Raw genomic sequence first — 20,678 nt, forward strand, 5'->3', positions numbered from 1 at the left:
AGCCAGCGGCTGTTGCCTGGGACACGTTAGGCGCCCGCCACTTCGCCGCTGTTCAGTTCCTCCAGCAGTTCCGCCTTCCGTTCCTCGGAGGCGAAGGACGAATGGATCGAGTTCGCTGCCAGCCGGGCCTTGTCGAAGTCGGACAGCTCAAACACCGCCCCCAACTGGGCGAAGTTGTCGTCCACATAGCCGCCAAAGTACGCGGGATCGTCCGAGTTGACGGACACGTTCAGGCCGGCCGCGAGCATTGCGGGCAGCGGGTGCTCGGCAAGGGTGTCCACGGCCCGGAGCCGGACGTTGGACAGCGGGCAGACGGTGAGCGGAATCCGCGCATCCACCAGGCGCTCCACCAGGTCCGGATCCTCCATGCAGCGGATGCCGTGGTCAATGCGTTCCACGCCCAGGATGTCCAGGGCTTCGATGATGTACGACGGCGGTCCCTCCTCGCCGGCGTGCGCCGTCAGCCGCAGGCCTGCCTCGCGTGCCTTGTCATAGAGCCGCTCGAATTTCGACGGCGGATTGCCCACCTCGGCGGAATCCAGGCCGACGGCGGCAATGGGTGCGTTCATGGCCAGCAGGCTGTCCAACACTTCCAGTGCCGACTCCTCGGACAGATCGCGCAGGAACGCAGCGATCAGCAGGGTGGAAATCCCGAAGTCCTCCTGCGACGTTGCCAGTACGGAAGCCACACCGTTGACGCAGGTCTGCAGGGAAATCCCGCGCGAGAGGTGGGCCTGCGGGTCCATCATGATTTCGGCGTGCCGGACTCCGGCAGCAGCAGCCCGCTCCAGGTAGGCCCGGGTCATGTCGGCGAAGTCCTGTTCGGTCTGCAGCACCGCCATGTTCGCGTAGTACAGGTCCAGGAATGACTGCAGGTCCGTGAACTCGTACCTCTCCCGGAGTTCGTCCAGGCTTGCGTACGGCAGGGCGATGCCGTTTCTCTCTGCGAGCGCGAAGATCAGCTCGGGCTGGAGGGTTCCCTCGATGTGAAGGTGCAGCTCGGCCACCGGAAGGATCCTGGCGGGGACTTCAAGCTCTGCTGCGTCCAGTTCTGTTTCGGGCACGGCAGTGCCGCCGGCAAAGTTATCCATCGGGTCAGGATAATGCCCAGCGCCGGAATCACCACTAGAGTCGAACCAATGCAGAACGCTAAGCACGCTGATGACCTGCAGTACCCGGCTCCCTCCCCTTCCGCTGGCGGTTTTGTCCGGGTCCGGGGAGCCCGGGAAAACAATCTCCGGAACGTTGACGTGGACGTCCCGCGCGATGCGATCGTGGCGTTCACGGGCGTCTCCGGGTCCGGCAAGTCCTCGCTGGCGTTCGGCACCATCTACGCCGAGGCCCAGCGGCGCTACTTCGAGTCCGTCGCCCCGTACGCGCGCCGCCTCATCCAGCAGGGGCACAACCCCAAGGTGGAGCTGATCAGCGGCCTGCCGCCCGCCGTCGCCCTGCAACAGCGCCGCGGCGCGCCCAGCAGCCGGTCCACGGTGGGAACCGTCACCACGCTCTCCAACTCCCTGCGCATGCTGTTCTCCCGGGCGGGCACGTACCCGGCAGGCTCCACCCAGCTGGACTCGGATGCCTTCTCCCCCAACACGGCCGCCGGCGCCTGCCGGGAATGCCACGGCCTGGGCGTCGCGCACACCGTCACCGAGTCCTCGCTGGTCCCGGACCCGTCACTCAGCATCCGCGACGGCGCCATCGCCGCCTGGCCCGGCGCCTGGCAGGGGAAAAACCTCCGGGACATCCTCACCCACCTGGGCTACGACGTCGACATCCCCTGGCGCAAGCTGCCCAGAAAACACCGCGACTGGATCCTCTTCACCGAGGAACAGCCCGTGGTGGAGGTGACTCCGCAGCGTGACCGGGTGGCCAAACCGTACAAGGGGCGGTTCTGGAGCGCCAGGAGCTACGTCCTCCATACGCTGGCCGACTCGCAGAGCGCCTCCATGCGCGACCGCGTGCTGGCCTACATGGAGTCCGGGCCGTGCCCCCGCTGTTCCGGGACGGGGCTGGTGCCGGAGGCCCTGGCCGTCACGTTTGCGGGCAGGACCATCGCGGAACTGAACGGGCTCCCCATGGTGGAGCTGGCCGAGGTTGTCCGTCCCACCGCTGGACTGGACGACGCCGGCACGGCCTCCCGCAGGCAACTTTCCGGAGAGTCGAACGAGGTGGCGGTGGCCATCACCCGGGACCTGCTGCAGCGGATCACGGTCCTGCTGGACCTTGGGCTCGGCTACCTGGCGCTCGGCCGGGCCACCCCCACCCTGTCGCCGGGCGAGATGCAGCGGCTCAGGATCGCCACACAGCTGCGGTCGGGCCTGTTCGGTGTGATCTACGTGCTGGATGAGCCCTCCGCCGGGCTTCATCCGGCCGACGCGGAGCCGCTGCTGGAAGTGCTGGAGCAGCTGAAGTCCTCCGGCAACTCGGTGTTCGTGGTGGAGCACAACATGGATGTGGTCCGCAGGGCGGACTGGCTGGTCGACGTGGGCCCCCGCGCCGGCGAAGGCGGCGGCGAGGTGCTCTACAGCGGGCCGGTTGACGGCCTCGCCGCGGTTGAGGAGTCCGTCACCAGGCCGTTCCTGTTCGACGACGGCGCATCCGTCCCGGGCGGCGGTTACCGTGACGGCGGGGCCAGGGAACCGGAGGAGTGGCTGGAGCTGAAGGACATCACCCGGCACAACCTGCGCGGGCTGGATGCCGAGTTCCCCCTGGGCGTGCTGACGGCTGTCACCGGGGTGTCCGGCTCCGGCAAGTCCACGCTGGTGAGCAAGGTCCTGGGCGAGGCCGTCGGCTCCGGGCTCAGGACCCCGGTGGAGCAGGACGGGGCCGCGGAGCCCCTGGAGCTGGGAAGCGTCCTGGGCGGCCACCGCATTGACCGCCTGGTGACTGTGGACCAGAAGCCCATCGGCCGGACCCCGCGTTCCAACCTGGCCACCTACACCGGGCTTTTCGACGCCGTCCGCAAGGAATTCGCCGCCACGGAGCAGGCCAAGGCCCGCGGCTTCGGCGCCGGGAGGTTCTCCTTCAACGTGGCTGGCGGGCGCTGCGAAACCTGCCAGGGCGAGGGGTTCGTCGCCGTCGAACTGCTCTTCCTGCCCGGCAGTTACGGCCCGTGCCCGGAGTGCGCGGGGTCCCGCTACAACCCCGAAACGCTTGAGGTGCTGTACCGGGGCCTGAACGTCGCCGAGGTTCTGGCCATGACGGTGGACGCCGCCTCCGATTTCCTGGCCGGCATCCCTGCTGCCGCGAGGAGCCTCAAAAGCCTGAGGGACGTGGGCCTCGGCTATTTGCGGCTGGGGCAGCCGGCCACCGAGCTCTCCGGCGGCGAGGCGCAGCGCATCAAGCTCGCTACCGAACTGCAACGGGCACAGCGCGGCCACAGCCTCTACCTCCTCGATGAACCGACCACCGGACTGCATCCTGCCGACGTGCAGCTGCTGATGACCCAGCTCCACGGCCTGGTGGATGCCGGAAACTCGGTGGTGGTGGTCGAGCACGACATGGCAGTGGTGGCGGGGGCAGACTGGGTGATCGACCTTGGACCGTCAGGAGGGGACAAGGGCGGGCAGATCATGGCGGCCGGGACGCCTGCCGCCGTCGCGCGTTCCACCCGCAGCCGCACCGCTTCCTACCTGGCCGCCGCGCTCGGTCAGGCAACCACCAGCCAACACCCAGGAAAATCTCGATTTGATAACGCCCCGGTGATGTCCTAGCGTGAAAAGCATGCCCGCTGCTGGCGGGCCAAGGAATGCCCGGTGCTGCCTCCACCACAACTGCCCAGCAGGCAGACACCGAAAGTGACCTCTATTCGTCAGGGGCGGGCAGTGGCGCGATGATCTCCGGGGACGGAACCAGCGCAGGTGGCCTTCAGGAGCATCACCATCATGAAAAACACCAAATTCCGTACTGCCGCACGCCGCGGGGCCACTGTAGCCGCCATCTCCGCGGCAGGCCTGGCGCTCTCGGCGACGGCGGCCAACGCCACCACCAGCACCTCCACCTGGGACGCCTTGGCGCAGTGTGAGAGCGGCGGCAACTGGGCCACCAACACCGGAAACGGCTACTCCGGCGGCCTGCAGTTCAGCCCCACCACCTGGGCTGCCTACGGAGGCACCGGTTCAGCCGCGGACGCGAGCCGCGAGCAGCAGATCGCCGTAGCCGAGCAGGTCCAGGCCTCGCAGGGCTGGGGCGCCTGGCCGTCATGCGCCGCACAGCTGGGCCTGAGCGGCGGCGCCACCGGGGCAGTCCAGGCAACGCCTGTCCAGAGCGCTCCGGTCCAGGCCGCGCAAACCGCTCCGGTCCAAAGCGCGCCCGTGGCCCAGGCGCCGGTGGCAAAGCATGCCACAACAGTGGCCCTCAGCGGCGAGACCTACACACTGCAGGCCGGCGACACCCTCAGCATCGTGGCCCAGAAGCTCGGCGTCGAGGGCGGCTGGCAGCACCTTGCCGACGCCAACACGGACACCATTTCTGATCCCAACCTCGTATTCGAGGGGCAGGTCCTCCAGCTCCCCGCGTAGTGGCTGCATGGGCTCTGCGGCTTGTCGCCGCGGGGCCAGCCACGGCGAGGCGCCAGCCCCCAGGGGCACCCCAGACAGGTCGGCGATAGACAAATTCCGTTGACCAAAAAACGACGCCGGCACGCCCCCATAAGGGACGTGCCGGCGTCGTTCTTTAATTCTTACAGGCACCGCCTGGCAGGTCAGCTGGCGGCCGGCAGCTCCCGCACGATCCGTACCTTCCAGGCGGAGTCGTCGCTGGTGTCCAGCAGGGCGACGGTGCCGTGGGCCAGGTTGAGGGCGACGCGCTTTGCGGCGAGCAGTTCCAGGTAAAGGTGCTCGTTCATGCGCGCAGGGGTGTCGATCATGTATTTCACGGCGTCGCGCACCTTGCGGTAGTTGGCGCTGCGTTCGCGGTGCATGTGCAGCTCCAGGGCGGAGCGCTGCTTGAGCCGCGGCTCGTGGCGGTTCAGCCACGAAACAGCCGCGTGTACGGCCACCACGAGGGTGAGCGACACGGCGTAGATCCACCAGCCGCTGGAGAGCAGGAACAGCGGCAGGTTCCCGATGGCTACAATCGCGATCACCACGCGGAGGGCGGCAATCCGGCGCATGGTCCGGGCGACCGCAGCCATGCCGTCGCGGAAGCGGTGCTGCTCTTTGCGCGCTGCGGCAGGATCGATGGTGAACTCGTCGAGGACCAGGATGCCCTTTGCTTCCGGACTTAGCATCTGACCGTAGCGGGGCACGAAGGCTGGAGTGGTTCCGGTGGTTTTTTCAACTGTTGATGTCATGAGTGAGCTTCCAAAACGCTGGGGTGGTTGCGGCGATCTTAGTGCCTGGAGGCCCCCGGCGTATGCATGCGTCCACGATGTGAACATCCAGGACCTCCCCATGTGGCCCGTGGCACTGCAATTGGCACATCCGCCAGGTGCCGTCAGACTGAAGAGATGCAAACCTTCCTTCCGTACCCCGATTTCCGGCAGAGCGCCGCCGCCCTGGACACCGCCAGGCTGGGCAAGCAGCGCGTCGAGGCGCTGCAGACGCTTCGATCCCTGGTGCTTCCGGGATACGGCTGGCAGACCCACCCGGCCATCCGGATGTGGATGGGCTACGTGCCGGCCCTCACCATGTACGGCCTGGCAATGGTGGATGAGTGGACCAAGCGCGGCCACCCCGACAACACCCGGGCGAACATCACCGAGTTCGCACCGCAGGCCGCCCACCCGGACTATGCGGCGAAGATTCCGATGCCGCCGTGGCTTGGGGATGCTGACTTCCACCTCAGCCACCGCTCCAAGCTGGTGCGCAAGGAACCGAAGTTCTACAGCTCAGTGTTCGCCGATGCCATCCCCGAGATGGACTACATCTGGCCGGAGCCCAAGCATGAGTTCCTGCCGCAGGAGCCCGAGGGCGACATTCTGTGGATCCTCCGTTCACCGCACCACGACGTCGACCCCCAGACGCTGAACACGGTGGCGCTTCCGCCGGTGAGCCGGAGCTCCGCGGCCGCAGCGGCGGCGGTTCTTGGCGACGATGACTACTCCCCTGTCTTCCTGGACGACGGATCCCGCCGTCCTTCCCGGCAGCCCCGGAAGGCGCCGCCCAGGCAGCTGGTCAAGAAGCCAACCCGCAAGCGCCTCGCACAGGAGGAAGCGTTCTCGACGTTGCCGGGCAAAACCCCGGTGGCCGTTCCGTTCGAGCACGGCGCGAAGTTCGCGGTGGGACAGGTGGTGGGCCGGCCCATCACGCTGGAGGACGGCCGGTTCGGCAGGAATTTCACCGTTACTGAAATCATTGACCGCACCGCCTTTGCCTACCCGGCCCTTCTCCAGGACCCGCGCGTGTTCTTCCCGGTTGAGGCGCCGTAAAGAATGACCATCCTTTTAGCCGGCTGCGGTGACCTGGGGACCGAAGCCGGGCTGCGGTTCCACGCCCTTGGCCACCGCGTTGTGGGCTGGCGCCGTACCCCCGCCAAACTGCCGGCCGCCATCGAAGGTGTTGCGGCGGACCTGAGCGCACCCGGCCTGCCGCGCGTCCCGGCAGACACCACCGCCGTCGTCATAGCGGTAGCTGCCGACTCGCCAACAGAGGAGGCCTACCGGGCCGCCTATGCGGACGGTCTCACCCATGTGCTCGATGCCCTGGAACGCGACGGCGTGAGGCCGCAGCGGGTGCTCTTCGTTTCCTCCACGGCGGTTTACGGCGATGCCGGGGGCGGCTGGGTGGATGAAAATACGCCTCCCCGCCCCGGCGGGTTTTCCGGCCGAGTCCTGCTGGAAGCGGAGCAGCTGCTGCAGGCAGCATTCAGCGGAACGGCGACCAGGGCGACGTCCCTCCGGCTGGGCGGCATCTACGGACCTGGCCGCACCCGCCTGATCGACCAAGTCCGGGGCGGCACCGCCGTGGTCCCGGAAGATGCCAGGTACACCAACCGCATCCATCGCGACGACGCCGCTGCCGCCATCGTCCACCTGGCCACCATGCCTCCAGAACCGGCCCCTGTCTACGTCGGCGTGGACAACGACCCCGCCGATCTGGGGACGGTGCTGCGCTTCCTCGCCGCGGAACTGGGGCTTGCGGAGCCGCCCGTGGGTGATGCCGGGCCCGCACGAGGCGGCAACAAGCGCTGCCGCAACGACCTGCTGCGCAGCACGGGGTTCGAATTCGCGTTCCCCTCTTTCCGGGAGGGCTACCGGGACATCCTCGCCGGCAACGGGGTACGCCACCCATAGATTGCGGCCGCACACCGGCGCCAGCGCTTAGGCTGACAGCTTCGGCCTCGGGCACATAGGAAGGCGTACACCATGGAATTTCGGCACATCATTGAAACGGTCGGCGAATTTGTCGATTTTGCGGGGGTGGCCGTGATGGTGGTCGGGGCGCTCATCTCCATCCCCCTCGCGCTTCGCGGCCACCAGCCCCGCAGACTGCCCGCCGGCGCCGAAAAGCTGACTCTGTACCGCTCTTACCGGCAGCTGCTGGGCAGGTCCATCCTCCTGGGCCTTGAACTGCTGGTGGCCGCCGACATCATCCGCACGGTCGCCGTCACCCCAACCTTCGAAAGTGTCGGCGTTCTCGCCGTCATCGTTCTGATCCGGACGTTCCTCAGTTTCTCGCTCGAGCTGGAAATCACCGGGCGCTGGCCGTGGCAGAAGGAGTCCCGGGAGGCCCGCGATCCTGCGGGCGCCGCCGCCGAATAAGCGCCAGCGTGAACGGCCGGCCGCCTCCGGTAGGCTTCGCACGTGGACACCCATCCAACCGCCGCCGGCCTCTGGCCCACCCCGCCTGAGCTTCCACTGCCCCGCATCATGGACCAGCGGTGGGCCGACGCCATCTTCCTTCACTGGCGCCTCCCGGAAAACGTAGCTGCCCGATTCATGCCCCCTGGAGTGCAGCCGGACGTCTTCGACGGCAGTTCGTGGGTGGGGCTTATCGGTTTCCGCATGAAGAACGCCGGATTTGGACGCGGCCCACGGATCCCGTATCTGGGCAGCTTCAATGAAGTCAATGTGCGCCTCTACTCGCGGGAACCCGACGGAACCCGGGGCGTGGTCTTCCTGAGCTTGGACGCGGACCGGCTGCCAGTGGTTTTGGCGGCCCGGGCAGCGGGAATTCCCTACGTGTGGTCGCGGATCCGGTATTCGCAGGCGGAGCCGGACTCGCCGGGCAATGACGCCCCCGGCTTTTCGGTCAGGCGCTTCAGGCAAGGGGCACGGAGCAGCTTCGCCGTCGTACCCCAGTCCGGCGCCGCCGTCGACGACCCGTTATCGGTCTTTCTGACGGCGAGGTTTGGCATGCACGGCATGTTCCGGGGCCGGAGCATCTACATTCCCAACACCCACGAGCCATGGCCGCTGTGCTCTGCCACGCTGCACCATGTGAAGGATGAACTGATTGCTTCAGCGGGTATCAGGGTGAGCGGGCCGCCTGAATCTGTCCTGTTTTCGCCTGGCGTGCGGACCCAGTTCGGACGGCCAAGGCTGGTGGGGAGCCCCGGCCAGCCTACGGGCACTTAGGCGTCCTGCCAGCCCCGGCCTTCGCTGAACGTGGCAACGAGCGTTCCAACTCCGGCCTGCAGGGAATTGGACGGGTCAAAGTAGAGGGAACCTTCAGAAGCCCGGCTGTGCAGGATCAGCTGCTCAGCCTCAAGCTTCGCTTCGGGAACGGTGGCAGCGACGATGCCGGTCCTGGCCGGGAGTTCCGGGGCGTGCACCACCTCCGCATCGGTCTCCGACAACGGAATAGTGGTCCCGGGGTTGATCTCATCATAGGGAAACTCAAACTCGGCTTCGTCGGGCGCGGCGGGAATCGTGTACTCCAGGAAATAAGTCATGAAGCAACCTTTGCAGAAACCCCCTGCCGCCGAAAGTCGGCCGAGGCCGAGCCGCTCCGGACGTGTCTTCCCACGTCAACCGACCGCCGCCCTCGCCTGACCGGCAGGGAAGCGGCTACTTGTCCAGGCCGGCCTTCCGCAACGCCTCAGCCATGGCCGTGTTGACAGGGGCTTCCTTCCTAACAGGCGCCGGGGCCGCGGACGAGCGGGCCGGCGATGGCATATTCCGTGCGGGATTTCCGCCCTTCTCCCTGCCGCGTCCCTGGGTTCGTGAACTGTTGCCGGCGCGCCCCGAGCCCGCCCCTCCAACGGAGGGTTCGTCGTCGAGCCTCAGGGTCAGCGAAATCCGCTTCCGGTCAGGATCCGCCTCCAGCACCTTCACCCGCACCACCTGGCCGGACTTAACCACTTCCCGCGGATCGGAAACAAAGCGGTTGGCCATCGCCGAGACGTGGACCAGGCCATCCTGGTGGACGCCCACATCCACGAACGCGCCGAACGCAGCAACATTGGTCACCGTTCCTTCCAGCACCATTCCGGGCTTGAGGTCTGAGATCTTCTCGATTCCCTCGGAGAATGTCGCGGCCGCAAACGCGGGACGCGGGTCCCGGCCGGGCTTGTCCAGCTCGGACAGAATGTCCTGCACCGTGGGCAGGCCAAACGTATCGTCCACGAAGTCGCGCGGGTCCAGGGAGGAGGCCGGCGCGGAACCGGCGGCAGCCCGGATCTTACGCGCCACCGCGTAGGACTCCGGATGCACACTGGATGCGTCCAGCGGCTCCGCTCCCCCGGTGATCCGGAGGAAGCCGGCGCACTGCTCGAACGCCTTGGCACCGAGCCGCGGCACCTTTTTCAGGTCCGTGCGCCTGGCGAAGGGGCCGTGCTCGTTCCGGTAGGCCACAATGTTTTCGCTCAGCAAGGGCCCGACGCCGGCCACGCGGCTGAGCAGCGCGGGCGAGGCGGTGTTGACGTCCACGCCGACGGCGTTCACGCAGTCCTCCACCACGGCGTCCAGGCTGCGGTCCAGTTTCGAGGCCGTCACGTCATGCTGGTACTGGCCCACACCGATGGACTTCGGGTCGATTTTCACCAGCTCGGCAAGCGGGTCCTGGAGACGGCGGGCAATGGAGACCGCTCCGCGAAGGGACACGTCCATCCCCGGCAGCTCAGCAGCGGCCAGGGCCGAGGCCGAATAGACAGACGCACCCGCTTCGGACACCACCAGCTTCTGCGGCTTCCGGTCCACTTCCGGCAGCCGCTTGATCAGCTCGGCCGCGAGTTTGTCCGTCTCCCGCGACGCCGTGCCGTTGCCAATGGCGATAAGTTCGACGGCGTGCTGCCGCGCCAGCCGCACCAGGGTTGCCAATGCTTCGTCCCACTTCCGGGCGGGCGCATGCGGGTAGACGGTGTCGGTGGCCACCACCTTGCCGGTGCCGTCCACCACAGCCACTTTGACGCCGGTGCGCAGTCCCGGGTCCAGCCCGAGCGTGGCCCGGTTCCCCGCCGGGGCGGCCAGCAGCACGTCGCGCAGGTTGGCAGCGAAGACCCGGACGGCCTCATCCTCGGCGGCAGCGAACATTTTGCCGCGGAGATCCGCGGTCAGCCGGGACAGCACCCGGGACCGCCACGCCACCTGCGCAGTCTGGACCAGCCACGCGTCGGCGGGACGGCCACGGTCGGTGACCCCGAGGCACCTGGCCACCGCGGCCTCGTACCGCGAGCGCGCAGCGGCCAGGCCGTCGTCGTCCGCTGGATCTGCCTCGGCAAGGTCCAGCTCAAGGACGCCGTCCTTCTCGCCGCGGAGCAATGCAAGGACGCGGTGGGAAGGCATCCCGGCGGGCGCCTGGGCGAACTCGAAGTAGTCGGCGAACTTCTGGCCCTCGACTTCCTTCCCCTTCTTCACGCGGGACACCATGCGGCCCTGCGTCCACAGCCGCTCGCGCAGGGTGGCCGCGAGGTCAGGGTCCTGGGCCACCCTCTCAACAAGGATCGCGCGTGCCCCGGCGAGGGCCGCAGCCGCGTCGGCGATGGCGTGCTCGGAGTTGAGGTACTTGGCGGCCTCGCGTTCCGGGTCCAGGTCCGGCCGCTTGAGCAGGGCATCCGCCAGGGGCTCCAGGCCGGCTTCCCGCGCAATCTGTGCCTTCGTCCGCCGCTTGGACTTGAACGGCAGGTAAATGTCTTCAAGCCTGGACTTCGTGTCCGCGGCGAGGATGGCCTTCGCCAGCTCGGGAGTCAACTGGCCCTGCGCTTCGATCGCGTCGAGCACCGAACGACGGCGGTCGGCAAGTTCGCGGAGGTAGCGGAGCCGTTCGTCGAGCTCGCGGAGCTGGGTATCGTCGAGCGTCCCCGTGGCCTCCTTGCGGTAGCGGGCGATGAACGGCACTGTGGATCCGCCGTCGAGCAGTTCAACAGCCGCCTTCACCTGCCAGGCCTTGACACCCAGCTCTGCGGCTATCTGCGAGTAGATGGCATCGTCCGGTTTCGTGGACGGGGAGGGAGCGGACGGGGCCTGCGGCAGTTGAGTCACCAGAACATCTTGCCTTACGGGCTTGCCCGGCTCCACTGCCGATTCAGCAGCAGGCTTACCGGCACGGCCCGCAAAGGTATTCCGCTACCGCCCGCAAAGTGCTGTAGTGGAGGTGCCGTCACAAGCGCCCAATGCTCGAGGAAGAGGCCACCATGCGGGAACTGCTTATCGTCTTTCAGGAGGGGTTCGAGGAGGCCAACATCACCGTGACGGTCAACGGCAAACAAGCACGGCGGGACCTCGGTGTGTCCACCAACCCGATTCTGGGCATTGCCAACGAGGTGTCCGTGGAGCTGCCGGCGAAGGGCGCGCAGGTGGGCGTTGAGGTGACCAACCGGGGGCTTAAGGCGATCACAAAGGTCACCGGCAAGCCTAAAAGCGTGCTGGTTTCGATCGAGGACGGCCGGCTGGTGATGAGGGAAGGAACCGGCCGGGAGGCCGTGCTTTAGCGGCATGCGCTTGCCGAAAAATCAGGCCTAGCAAAAGTCCATTCGATGGAGTAGCATCTGATCACCGCCGGCATCCCTGAGGGCCCGGCGGGCCAAATTAACAGTGTGATCCGGAGGCCGTCGGATGGCCTTCGGCGCCAGCTGCCGGGACAGCACACCGCGCAGCCAGCAACGGCGGCACCCAAAGCCGGGTGCCGCCGTCGTCGTTAAGCCTTGTTCTAGTTCTGGTAGGCGGGGTAGTCCGTGTATCCCTGAGCACCGTCGGCGTAGAACGTGGACGGGTCCGGCTCGTTCAGCGGGAGGCTTTCCTTCCAGCGGCGGGCAAGGTCCGGGTTGGCGATGGCGGGGCGGCCCACCACCACGGCGTCGGCGAGACCGTCTGCCACCAGGGACGCGGCCTCATCCCGGGTGGTGATCACGCCGAATCCGGTGTTCACCAGGAAGGTCCCGCCGAAGCGGGCACGGAGATCCTGGACCAGTTCGCCAGACGGCTCGTGGTGCAGGATGCTCAGGTATGCAAGGTTGAGCGGTGCGATGCTGTCCACGAGCACCTCATACGTGGCACGAACGTCCGCGGCATCAGTTTCAGCGATGCCCTGCACGTTGTGCTCGGGGGAGATGCGGATGCCCACGCGGTTGGCGCCAACGGCGGCCACCACGGCGTTCACGGTTTCAATGACGAACCGGGCACGGTTCTCGGGCGAGCCGCCGTAGCTGTCGTCGCGAACGTTGGAGTTGGGCGCCAGGAATTCGTGCAGCAGGTAGCCGTTGGCCGAGTGCAGTTCGACGCCGTCGAAGCCGGCCTCGATGGCGTTGAGCGACGCATTCACGAACTCCTGGATCACCATGGGCAGCTCATCCGTGGTGAGCGCATGCGGCACCGGGTAGGGCTGCTTGCCAAGGGGCGTGCGGACTTCGCCTTCGATGGCGACGGCACTGGGAGCCACCAGCGCGAGCCCGCCGGTAATGTCCGGGTGCGAGACGCGGCCGCCGTGCATGATCTGCGCGAACATGCGGCCTCCTTCGGCGTGAACGGCGTCGGTGACCTTCTTCCAGCCGGCAACCTGTTCTTCGGTGACGATGCCCGGCTGGCCGGCGTAGGATCGGCCGGCGGGCGTGGGGAACGTTCCTTCGCTGACGATGAGGCCAAGGGACGCGCGCTGGCGGTAATGCTCGACGACGAGCGGGCCGGGAACGCCTTCCTCACCTGCGCGGAGCCGCGTCAGGGGCGCCATGACCAGCCGGTTGGGGAGTTCAAGTTCGCCGAGGGTGAGAGGGGAAAACAGCATGCGCAGTTCCTTTCGAAGGCTGAAGACGTACTGTCCTTGCCAACCGGGAACCACCTGCGGCTATTCCGGTTGCGATAGGAATCACAGCAGGTTCGCGGGCAACGCTTGCCTTGCTGACCCCCTACCGCGGCGCACCCGGGCAGCCCTGGCCCTGGGGATTGGCGTTGCAGTCGTCGGCGTAGTTTCGGGTGAGCGAGCGCCACACGCTGATGGTCTGGGTAGGAGCGTTGAACTGGCCCTGGCCGGGAATCGGCAGGGGCGGCCCGGCGTTGACCGAGTACGTTCCCTGGAAGGTGGTGGTCAGCACTACCTGGAAGTCCCCCGTGGCTCCGTAGGCGTGGCTCGTCCGGGTCTTCTCGCCCCAGCGGTCCTGCGGCAATGGTCCGCCCATTGACGGCTGGGGACCGAACACGGTGCCGTCCCCGTAGTTCCAGGTGTACTGGACCGGGGTGGCGACAATGTGCACCTCCTGCCCGAACATGGTGACGTCGAATTGCTGTTCAGCTGCCTCCGCGTAGAAGTTGGTTTCGGCACCCCTCAGCGTGTGGGGACTCGGTTGGGCCACCACGGTCCCGGCGTTGACCGGAAGGCTTTGGAACTGCCGTTGGATGTCCGCAGCGATCCTGGGCAGCAAGTCCTCGGGTCTGGCGTCGAATAGGCACGTAGGGCCGGAGTGATGAGCCCAAACAGCGCCGGGTACACCTCGGGGCCGGGAGAGCCAGGTGACGGGAATGCCTTCCTTACCCCCGGGACCGTTTTTGCACTCAAGCTGCCGCGCGAGGCAGGGCGTGTCGAAGTCTCCCCCACCGAGGTGGCATTGGAGTTCGTACTTGTACTCGTTGGGGTCCGTGTTGACACTGCCGGGTTCAGCACGACGAAATTCGCCAGTATCAGGATCAGTTATCCAAGTATCCGCCCCCATTTGAAGCCCAGTGTCTACAAAGCCTCCACCGATCCGTGGCTTTGGATCCGACCCGTCTTCCGCGTGGGCAGTCAACAAAGACGTCGTCAGAAGCAACACACAGCAGGCGAGAATTGTGAGGATCTTGCCTATGTAACCCATGGCTAACGGATCAACCCTAGGTCGTTGACCACCCATCCTTCATCGGCGTACTTCATTACTGCGACGCTTCCCGCATTCGTTGCGGGGGTCTTTTCTTGATATGGGCTCCCGTCTTGGTTGTGGATGACCAGTTCCTTCTGTAGTACTTGAAGGACCACCTGCGTAGAGCCGTCAGTGGCAGGCTTCGCGGTTGCCACCGGAATTTCTATTTGACCGCCAGAAATCCACTTGTTTTCAGCCCAAGCAGCGTCGATGTCATCCACGAGGCCCTGGCAGAATGCGCACTCAGGTTCAGAAAACTTGGATAACGCGCGAGTGTCACCCGTCTCATATGCGTAGCCCAGAATTGAGAACCAATACTTCGCAAACGCCTCAGCGCCCTCCTTCGTCTCCGTCTTTGCCACCTCGGGCAGCACGGGGACGGGGACGTTTTGGGCCGGCCCGGATGCGTCAGCCGGCTTGTACACGGCGGTGGGGGTCGGGGCCGGGGTGGCCGACGGGCTGGACGTCGGCGAGCCCGTCGGCGCGGAGGACAATGCACCGGGGTCCGCAGGGGCGCCACCCGCGCAGCCGGCGAGTGTCAGCCCCGCTGCAACGATGAACGCGGCGGCACTGGACCGGGCTCGCCAGGACGTAGGGACGTTCTGTGATGTCATGGGCCGCTAATCCCCCAGTAGTTTCAAGACGGCTTGCTCCGGACAATGACTTAAGGGTAGCCCAGGTCACAATTCAGCGATCAGACTTATCCACAGCTGCCCCGCCACGAGTTTTACCACCACCAACGGCCCGGGGAAAAGTCATAAAGAAAGCCGGCACATAGGTACCGGCTTTCCCTGTTGCAGCGAATAGCTACTTCTGTGGCGGCAGCACCAGCTCCCCTGTCTTGTCCGTGGACAACGCGAGCGAAGAAACATACTGCGGGCCGCCGTCGGCAGCGTCCTTCGCGGAACGGACCATGTCAGGGCGCTCGAACTCGATGCCGGTCACGTGGCACAGGAGCCTGGCATCGCTCGGGTTCCCGTCGGCGTCGAACATCGGCAGGTCGATGCCGTCGTCGGTGCGGCGGAGGTAGTACCGCCCGCGGGTGGCCAGCGCCAGCACCGGCGGAAGGATCAGGGCAAGGCCTACCGCAAAGATCGGCGAAAACGGCTGGATCGCGGCGCCAAAGGCACCAAAGAACACGGCAATCGAAATTCCGGCGGAGGCGAGCATCGACACAAAGCCCACCGGATTCACGGCGTACAGCATGCCGCGGCGGAACTCAGGAACCTTGGGTGAAATCTTCAGCAGGTACTTGTTGATGGCGATATCGGACGCCACCGTGACCACCCAGGCCATGGCGCAGTTGGCGTAAAAGCCCAGGATGGTGTTGAGGAAGTCGAACATGTTGGCTTCCATCAGGACCAGGGCAATGGCCAGGTTGACCACCACGAACACCATGCGGCCGGGGTAGGTCTTGGTAATGCGGGTGAAGCTGTTGGTCCACGCCAGGGAGCCCGAATACGCGTTGGTGACATTGATCTTGATCTGGGAGATGACCACCAGCACCACAGCGAGCGTCATGGCCAGCCAGGCCGGCATCATCTCCCGGTAGACGCCCAGGAACTGGTGCACCGGCTCGTTGGCAGTCGCAGAGGCTGCGGGATCCAGCGTGGCGATGAGGTAGATGGCAATGAACAGGCCAACAATCTGCTTGACCGCCCCGAAAATCACCCAGCCCGGCCCCGCCAGGATCACGGCGCGCCACCACGCCCCCTTGTTTGCTTCAGTGCGCGGCGGCATGAATCGCAGGTAGTCGATCTGCTCGGCAATCTGCGCCATCAGGGACAGGCAGACGCCGGCAGCCAGCATGACGGACGCAAGGTTCGGGCCGCCGTCGCCCGATTCCCCTGTGTAGGCGAAGAAGGTGTTGATGCTCTCCGGGTGCGAGACCAGCAGGTACCCCACCGGCACCACCATCAGGAGCAGCCACAGCGGGGTGGTCCACACCTGCAGCTTGGCCAGGGTGTTCATCCCGTAGATCACCAGCGGAATGATGATCACGGTGGATGCCGCGTACCCCAGCCACTGGGGAATCCCCAGTCCCACCTCCAGGCCCTGGGCCATGATGGAGCCTTCGAGGGCGAAGAAGATGAAGGTGAACGTCGCGAAGATGACGTTGGTGACCACAGACCCGTAATAGCCGAAGCCCGAACCGCGGGTAATGAGGTCCAGGTCGATGTTGTAGCGTGCCGCGTAATAGGCCAGGGGGAAGCCGGTGGCGAAGATGATCACGGCGGCCACTAGGATGCCGAAAATGGCGTTGACGGTGCCGTACGCGATGCCGATGTTCGCGCCGATGGAGAAGTCCGCCAGGTAGGCGATGCCGCCCAGAGCACTGGTGGCCACCACGCCGGCACTCCACTTCCGGTAGGAGCGCGGCGCGAACCGGAGCGTGTAGTCCTCGAGGCTTTCCTTGGTGGCGTTCAGCGCCGCAGCGTTGGCCGCCGGGCTGGCTGCGGGAGCGCTTCCGACGACGGCGGCGCCGGGCTGTGCCGGCGGTTCCAGCAGTTGCGTTGTTTCTTTGTCGTTGCTCATGATGTGCTTCGCTTTCGTTGCTAAAGGGCCTGATGCGACGCTATCCAGCAAGATCGACAGGCCGGTCACCGGATTGTTTCGGCAGCGTTAAGCATTTGACCGTGCCTGTTAACAACCTTGGCCGCCCCGCATTGTTGCCGTGCCACAAAAACGGGGAGCAGCCACCGAATTACGGTCGTTTAGGAGACCCCACCCAAAACAAAGGACTGCAATGATGACTCACCCATTCCACGTGGAATACCCCATTCTCGAGACCGCCCGGCGGCAGGTCCTGGAGGGCGGGACCGGCCTCTCGGAAGCGCAGCTGGTGGAGGTTCTCCGGCTTCCCGACCACGCAGTCCCGGCCGCCCTGGAGCTTGCCCACCAGGTCCGCCTCCGGCACTGCGGAGAGGCGGTGGAGGTGGAAGGCATCATCTCGATCAAGACCGGCGGCTGCCCGGAGGACTGCCACTTCTGCAGCCAGTCCGGACTCTTCGACAGCCCGGTCCGCGGCGTCTGGCTGGACATCCCTGAGCTGGTCAAAGCGGCCAAGGAAACCGCGGCCACCGGGGCCACCGAGTTCTGCATCGTGGCAGCTGTCCGGGGGCCGGACATCAAGCTCATGAACCAGATCAAGTTCGCCATCGACCGCATCAACGAGGAAGTGGACATCAACATCGCCTGCTCCCTCGGCATGCTCACCCAGCGCCAGGTGGACCAGCTGGCCGGCTGGGGCGTGCACCGCTACAACCACAACCTTGAAACAGCACGCAGCTACTTCCCCCAGGTGGTCACCACCCACAGCTACGAGGAGCGGCTGGAGACGTGCGCCATGGTCAAGGACGCCGGAATGGAACTGTGCTGCGGAGCGCTGATCGGCATGGGCGAAACACTTGAGCAGCGGGCCGAGCTGGCGGCCCAGCTGGCCGCGTTGGAGCCGCATGAGGTCCCCCTGAACTTCCTTAATCCCAGGCCCGGAACCCCTTTGGAAAACCAGCAGATCATGGACGGCAAGGACGCCCTCCGGGCCATCGCTGCTTTCCGCCTCGCCATGCCCCGCACGGTCCTGCGGTACGCCGGCGGCCGCGAGCTGACCCTCGGCGACCTGGGCACCCGCGAGGGACTCCTGGGCGGTATCAACGCGGTCATCATCGGCAACTACCTGACCACCCTGGGCCGCCCGGCAGCCGCCGACCTCAACCTCCTGGTGGACCTCAACATGCCCATCAAGGAACTCCAGAAGACCTTATGAGCACCCGGAACGATCCTGCCGGCGCGAATTTCTGCGCCCTCTGCGGCAAGCCCCTCAGGAAGGCAACGTCCGACGGCGGCGGCACCCCGCCGTCGGACGCCCGCCCGGGCCGCGCCCTCCACCAGGTGTGTGCCGCGCGGCTGCAGCTGGAACCGCCACGCTACTGCCCGGAGTGCGGGCGCCGCCTGAAAGTTCAGGTCTCGCCCCTTGCCTGGCGGGCAACCTGCTCCCGGCACGGAACGGCCACCTCATCACCAGGAGTAAATTCATCAAACCTCTGGAATATTTCTACATAACGTAGAAGAATGGCTGCATGATGTTTGAACATGCAGATGGACAACCCGTGCTGGAACTCGACGACGAGCAGTCCTGGCGGCTGTTGGAGGGAACCAAGCACGGACGGCTCGTGGTATCGGTTGCCGGTGAACCGGACATCTTCCCGGTCAACTACGTCACCTCCGCCCGGAAGCTTTACCTGAGGACGGCGCCGGGCAACAAACTTGCCCAGCTCACCATTAACTCCTCTGTCCTCTTCGAAACGGACGGCATCCTCTCCGAGGAGGCATGGTCCGTGGTGCTGCGCGGAAAGGCACGCGTACTGAGCAACTCCGCGGAACTGGCGGCGGTGGAGGAACTGGGCCTGAAAACCTGGGTTCCCACGCTGAAGGACTTCTACGTGGAAATTGAACCCACGTCCGTCAGCGGCCGCCACTTCCAGTTCGGCGAACAGCCCGAACGGGAAATCTAGGAGCTCCTGGACTCAAAGCATGGCGGACAAGCTCACCCCCGAGCAGCGCAGCTGGAACATGTCCCGGATCCGGGGCAAGAACACCAAGCCCGAGCTGCTGGTGCGCAGGCTCCTCCATGCGAAGGGCTACCGGTACCGGCTGCACGGCAGGTCCGGGAGCACCCGCCTGCCCGGAAACCCGGACCTGGTCTTCGCCGGCCGCCGCAAAGTCATCTTCATCAACGGCTGCTTCTGGCACTTCCATGAATGCCGGGCCGGTCAGCATGCGCCGAAGGCCAACGCGGAATTCTGGGCCGCCAAACGCACCAGGACCCGCGACCGGGATGCCAGCCAGCGCCGCCTGCTCGAGGAGGCCGGCTGGGACGTCCTAACGGTGTGGGAGTGCGAGCTCAAAGACAGTTCGGCCCTTGAGGCGGAGCTGGTGCAGTTCCTGGAAACCCGCCGCTGACCCACCAGGCACCGTTGCCAGCGCCCTCCGCGCTTAGCTCCGACGCGCCAGCAGGGCAGCCCTGAAGCCGGTCCGGCCGGGCCGGAAAGGTAGGACATCAGGTCCGTGTTCCAGGCCGCTTCGGAACAACTGCAGTCCCATCAAGAAACGCACAATTCTCTTCGGGAAAACCTGCCCCGCCAAGGCAACAGACCTAACCTGATGTGACATCCGAGCCCCACTTAGACGCCACCTCCAGGAATGGACCGCACCCGCCGAAAGGACCGCCATGAGCGCCGCCGATGATGCCCCCCGGCCCTTGGTGGACCAGTCCGTTCTCGACCGGCTCCGCGAAGAACTCGAAGAGGATGAGGGATACTGCAGGGTCTTTGTGGGGAACTTTATCGAGTTCCTGCCGCAACGCATTGGGCGGCTCCGCCTTGCCCTGACCACCGGCGACCTGGAAGGTTCAGTGGACGCGGTCCTGAGCCTGAAGACCGCCAGCCAGATGGTGGGTGCGGAGCGGCTGGCCTGCCTGGCCATGGAACTGGAGGGCGAAATCCGTACCGAGGCCAGCAAGGCTGACGTGGCCGTCCTCCTGCCCCGGCTGGCCGTCGCCTTCCTGCGGCCGATCAACCATTGCAGCCGGCAGACGACGCACCGCCTTCAGGCTCAGTGCGCTTCCGGCGCGAGCCGGTAGCCAACTCCCCGGACGGTTTGCAGCCACCGCGGTTTCTGGGGCGAGTCGCCCAGCTTCTTCCGCAGGTTCCCCATGTGCACCTCGACGGACCGTTCGTCGGCCTCGCTGATGTAACTGCCGACGTCGTAATCCTCGTCCCGCAGCCGCCGCACCAGGTCCGATTTGGTCCGCACGGTCCGCCCCGCTTCCAGGAGCGCGTGCAGGAGTTCGAATTCCGTGCGGGTCAGGTTCATTTCCTTGCCGTCAACAACCACGGTCCGGGACGAGTAGCTGAGCTCCAGCCCGTTGTGGCTGAAGTTGCCGCGCTCGGGATGGGCTCCCGCATCGGCCGGGTTGTCCCCGGCCAGCGCGTCGGCAGGGTCCGGGACGGAACGGGGACGGCGCATCATCGCTGCGATGCGTGCACGCAGCTCCCTCGGCCGGAACGGTTTGGTGAGGTAATCGTCGGCCCCGGACTCCAGTCCGATCAGGGTGTCCAGTTCCTCGGTGCGGGCCGTGAGCATCACGATGTAGGCATCGGAGAATTCCCGGATCTGCCGGGAAACCTCGAAGCCGTCGATGTCAGGCAACCCAAGGTCCAGGGTGATGACGTCCGGGCTGAGGTTCTTGGCGATCAGGACGCCTTCTGCCCCGCTGCTGGCAACGCTCACCTCGAAACCGGCCTGTGACAGCACCGTGCGTACCAGTTCCCGGATGTCGTGGTCATCCTCGATGACCAGTCCCACTCGTGCATCACTCATAGCGCCCCCTCAGCAGCCAACGTCAGAAGTATAGCTGGCTGCCGATATCCTGCTGGTATGGCTCCACTCACCCCGCTCCCCTACGTGTG

At 65.9% G+C, this 20,678-nt stretch carries 20 protein-coding genes; 11 read left to right on the forward strand and 9 right to left on the reverse strand.

The window, feature by feature from the left end; all coding sequences use genetic code 11:
• Nucleotides 1-26: 26 nt before the first annotated feature.
• Entirely contained in the window at nucleotides 27-1,091 is a 1,065-nt protein-coding gene (locus tag GK109_RS05450; protein WP_197432419.1) for an adenosine deaminase, read from the reverse strand.
• 48 nt (nucleotides 1,092-1,139) lie between these two features.
• Between GK109_RS05450 and GK109_RS05455 the strand changes: the two genes are divergently transcribed.
• Together GK109_RS05455 and GK109_RS05460 are read left to right on the forward strand one after the other, a co-directional pair.
• On the forward strand, nucleotides 1,140-3,716 hold the full coding sequence (locus GK109_RS05455) for an excinuclease ABC subunit UvrA (RefSeq protein WP_157238971.1): 2,577 nt from the start codon (nucleotides 1,140-1,142) through the stop codon (nucleotides 3,714-3,716).
• A gap of 171 nt (nucleotides 3,717-3,887) precedes the next feature.
• Nucleotides 3,888-4,523 carry a transglycosylase family protein gene (locus GK109_RS05460; RefSeq protein WP_157238972.1) on the forward strand — a complete coding sequence of 212 codons (636 nt, stop codon included), beginning with the start codon at nucleotides 3,888-3,890 and terminating at the stop codon, nucleotides 4,521-4,523.
• Nucleotides 4,524-4,705: 182 nt separating this feature from the next.
• On the opposite strand, the gene GK109_RS05465 is transcribed toward GK109_RS05460, so the two are convergent.
• Nucleotides 4,706-5,296 carry a hypothetical protein gene (locus GK109_RS05465; protein WP_157238973.1) on the reverse strand — a complete coding sequence of 197 codons (591 nt, stop codon included), beginning with the start codon at nucleotides 5,294-5,296 and terminating at the stop codon, nucleotides 4,706-4,708.
• 156 nt (nucleotides 5,297-5,452) lie between these two features.
• Between GK109_RS05465 and GK109_RS05470 the strand changes: the two genes are divergently transcribed.
• From GK109_RS05470 to GK109_RS05485, 4 genes are all read left to right on the forward strand, one after another.
• The gene (locus GK109_RS05470; protein WP_157238974.1) at nucleotides 5,453-6,373 is read left to right on the forward strand and encodes an MSMEG_6728 family protein; all 921 of its coding nucleotides are present in this window, start codon (nucleotides 5,453-5,455) and stop codon (nucleotides 6,371-6,373) included.
• A gap of 3 nt (nucleotides 6,374-6,376) precedes the next feature.
• A complete protein-coding gene (locus tag GK109_RS05475) occupies nucleotides 6,377-7,237 on the forward strand; it encodes an SDR family oxidoreductase (protein ID WP_157238975.1) in 861 nt (286 codons plus the stop codon).
• A 72-nt stretch (nucleotides 7,238-7,309) separates the two neighbouring features.
• Nucleotides 7,310-7,705, forward strand: coding sequence for a DUF1622 domain-containing protein (locus GK109_RS05480; protein ID WP_157238976.1), 396 nt, complete (start codon nucleotides 7,310-7,312; stop codon nucleotides 7,703-7,705).
• Between the two features lie 108 nt (nucleotides 7,706-7,813).
• On the forward strand, nucleotides 7,814-8,521 hold the full coding sequence (locus GK109_RS05485) for a YqjF family protein (RefSeq protein ID WP_157242671.1): 708 nt from the start codon (nucleotides 7,814-7,816) through the stop codon (nucleotides 8,519-8,521).
• On the opposite strand, the gene GK109_RS05490 is transcribed toward GK109_RS05485, so the two are convergent.
• Together GK109_RS05490 and GK109_RS05495 are read right to left on the reverse strand one after the other, a co-directional pair.
• Entirely contained in the window at nucleotides 8,518-8,838 is a 321-nt protein-coding gene (locus tag GK109_RS05490) for a hypothetical protein (RefSeq protein WP_157238977.1), read from the reverse strand. The genes GK109_RS05485 and GK109_RS05490 overlap by 4 nt on opposite strands.
• 115 nt (nucleotides 8,839-8,953) lie before the next feature.
• Entirely contained in the window at nucleotides 8,954-11,365 is a 2,412-nt protein-coding gene (locus GK109_RS05495) for a Tex family protein (RefSeq protein ID WP_370460422.1), read from the reverse strand.
• Nucleotides 11,366-11,496: 131 nt separating this feature from the next.
• On the opposite strand from GK109_RS05495, the gene GK109_RS05500 reads away from it, so the two are divergent.
• Entirely contained in the window at nucleotides 11,497-11,814 is a 318-nt protein-coding gene (locus GK109_RS05500) for a hypothetical protein (RefSeq protein ID WP_157238978.1), read from the forward strand.
• A gap of 218 nt (nucleotides 11,815-12,032) precedes the next feature.
• Here the strand turns inward: GK109_RS05500 and GK109_RS05505 are convergent, their stop codons facing one another.
• The 4 genes from GK109_RS05505 to GK109_RS05520 form a co-directional block, all read right to left on the reverse strand.
• Nucleotides 12,033-13,103 (reverse strand): alkene reductase, encoded by a 1,071-nt coding sequence (locus GK109_RS05505; protein ID WP_157238979.1) that lies wholly within the window; start codon nucleotides 13,101-13,103, stop codon nucleotides 12,033-12,035.
• Nucleotides 13,104-13,224: 121 nt separating this feature from the next.
• Nucleotides 13,225-13,737 (reverse strand): hypothetical protein, encoded by a 513-nt coding sequence (locus GK109_RS22050; protein ID WP_231754804.1) that lies wholly within the window; start codon nucleotides 13,735-13,737, stop codon nucleotides 13,225-13,227.
• 431 nt (nucleotides 13,738-14,168) lie between these two features.
• A complete protein-coding gene (locus GK109_RS05515) occupies nucleotides 14,169-14,822 on the reverse strand; it encodes a DUF6318 family protein (protein ID WP_157238981.1) in 654 nt (217 codons plus the stop codon).
• Between the two features lie 193 nt (nucleotides 14,823-15,015).
• Nucleotides 15,016-16,743, reverse strand: coding sequence for a cytosine permease (locus GK109_RS05520; protein WP_157238982.1), 1,728 nt, complete (start codon nucleotides 16,741-16,743; stop codon nucleotides 15,016-15,018).
• Between the two features lie 214 nt (nucleotides 16,744-16,957).
• On the opposite strand from GK109_RS05520, the gene bioB reads away from it, so the two are divergent.
• From bioB to GK109_RS05540, 4 genes are all read left to right on the forward strand, one after another.
• On the forward strand, nucleotides 16,958-17,974 hold the full coding sequence (gene bioB / locus GK109_RS05525; protein WP_157242673.1) for a biotin synthase BioB: 1,017 nt from the start codon (nucleotides 16,958-16,960) through the stop codon (nucleotides 17,972-17,974).
• Between the two features lie 313 nt (nucleotides 17,975-18,287).
• Nucleotides 18,288-18,722, forward strand: coding sequence for a pyridoxamine 5'-phosphate oxidase family protein (locus tag GK109_RS05530; RefSeq protein ID WP_157238983.1), 435 nt, complete (start codon nucleotides 18,288-18,290; stop codon nucleotides 18,720-18,722).
• A gap of 19 nt (nucleotides 18,723-18,741) precedes the next feature.
• The gene (locus GK109_RS05535; RefSeq protein WP_104996940.1) at nucleotides 18,742-19,170 is read left to right on the forward strand and encodes a very short patch repair endonuclease; all 429 of its coding nucleotides are present in this window, start codon (nucleotides 18,742-18,744) and stop codon (nucleotides 19,168-19,170) included.
• Nucleotides 19,171-19,438: 268 nt separating this feature from the next.
• Nucleotides 19,439-19,849 (forward strand): Hpt domain-containing protein, encoded by a 411-nt coding sequence (locus tag GK109_RS05540; protein WP_157238984.1) that lies wholly within the window; start codon nucleotides 19,439-19,441, stop codon nucleotides 19,847-19,849.
• On the opposite strand, the gene GK109_RS05545 is transcribed toward GK109_RS05540, so the two are convergent.
• Nucleotides 19,822-20,589, reverse strand: coding sequence for a response regulator transcription factor (locus tag GK109_RS05545; protein ID WP_157238985.1), 768 nt, complete (start codon nucleotides 20,587-20,589; stop codon nucleotides 19,822-19,824). The genes GK109_RS05540 and GK109_RS05545 overlap by 28 nt on opposite strands.
• Nucleotides 20,590-20,678: the final 89 nt, after the last annotated feature.

This window comes from Pseudarthrobacter sp. GA104 (assembly GCF_009741265.1).
GTDB lineage: Bacteria > Actinomycetota > Actinomycetes > Actinomycetales > Micrococcaceae > Arthrobacter.

Coding starts and splice junctions, on each gene's coding strand:
- GK109_RS05535 (WP_104996940.1), top strand. CDS start 18,742: ATGGCGGACAAGCTCACCCCCGAGCAGCGCAGCTGGAACATGTCCCGG.
- GK109_RS05450 (WP_197432419.1), bottom strand. CDS start 1,091: ATGGATAACTTTGCCGGCGGCACTGCCGTGCCCGAAACAGAACTGGAC.
- GK109_RS05480 (WP_157238976.1), top strand. CDS start 7,310: ATGGAATTTCGGCACATCATTGAAACGGTCGGCGAATTTGTCGATTTT.
- GK109_RS05530 (WP_157238983.1), top strand. CDS start 18,288: ATGATGTTTGAACATGCAGATGGACAACCCGTGCTGGAACTCGACGAC.
- GK109_RS05490 (WP_157238977.1), bottom strand. CDS start 8,838: ATGACTTATTTCCTGGAGTACACGATTCCCGCCGCGCCCGACGAAGCC.
- GK109_RS05460 (WP_157238972.1), top strand. CDS start 3,888: ATGAAAAACACCAAATTCCGTACTGCCGCACGCCGCGGGGCCACTGTA.
- GK109_RS05470 (WP_157238974.1), top strand. CDS start 5,453: ATGCAAACCTTCCTTCCGTACCCCGATTTCCGGCAGAGCGCCGCCGCC.
- GK109_RS05500 (WP_157238978.1), top strand. CDS start 11,497: ATGCTCGAGGAAGAGGCCACCATGCGGGAACTGCTTATCGTCTTTCAG.
- GK109_RS05455 (WP_157238971.1), top strand. CDS start 1,140: ATGCAGAACGCTAAGCACGCTGATGACCTGCAGTACCCGGCTCCCTCC.
- GK109_RS05515 (WP_157238981.1), bottom strand. CDS start 14,822: ATGACATCACAGAACGTCCCTACGTCCTGGCGAGCCCGGTCCAGTGCC.
- GK109_RS05520 (WP_157238982.1), bottom strand. CDS start 16,743: ATGAGCAACGACAAAGAAACAACGCAACTGCTGGAACCGCCGGCACAG.
- bioB (WP_157242673.1), top strand. CDS start 16,958: ATGACTCACCCATTCCACGTGGAATACCCCATTCTCGAGACCGCCCGG.
- GK109_RS05465 (WP_157238973.1), bottom strand. CDS start 5,296: ATGACATCAACAGTTGAAAAAACCACCGGAACCACTCCAGCCTTCGTG.
- GK109_RS05545 (WP_157238985.1), bottom strand. CDS start 20,589: ATGAGTGATGCACGAGTGGGACTGGTCATCGAGGATGACCACGACATC.
- GK109_RS05540 (WP_157238984.1), top strand. CDS start 19,439: ATGAGCGCCGCCGATGATGCCCCCCGGCCCTTGGTGGACCAGTCCGTT.
- GK109_RS05505 (WP_157238979.1), bottom strand. CDS start 13,103: ATGCTGTTTTCCCCTCTCACCCTCGGCGAACTTGAACTCCCCAACCGG.
- GK109_RS05485 (WP_157242671.1), top strand. CDS start 7,814: ATGGACCAGCGGTGGGCCGACGCCATCTTCCTTCACTGGCGCCTCCCG.
- GK109_RS05475 (WP_157238975.1), top strand. CDS start 6,377: ATGACCATCCTTTTAGCCGGCTGCGGTGACCTGGGGACCGAAGCCGGG.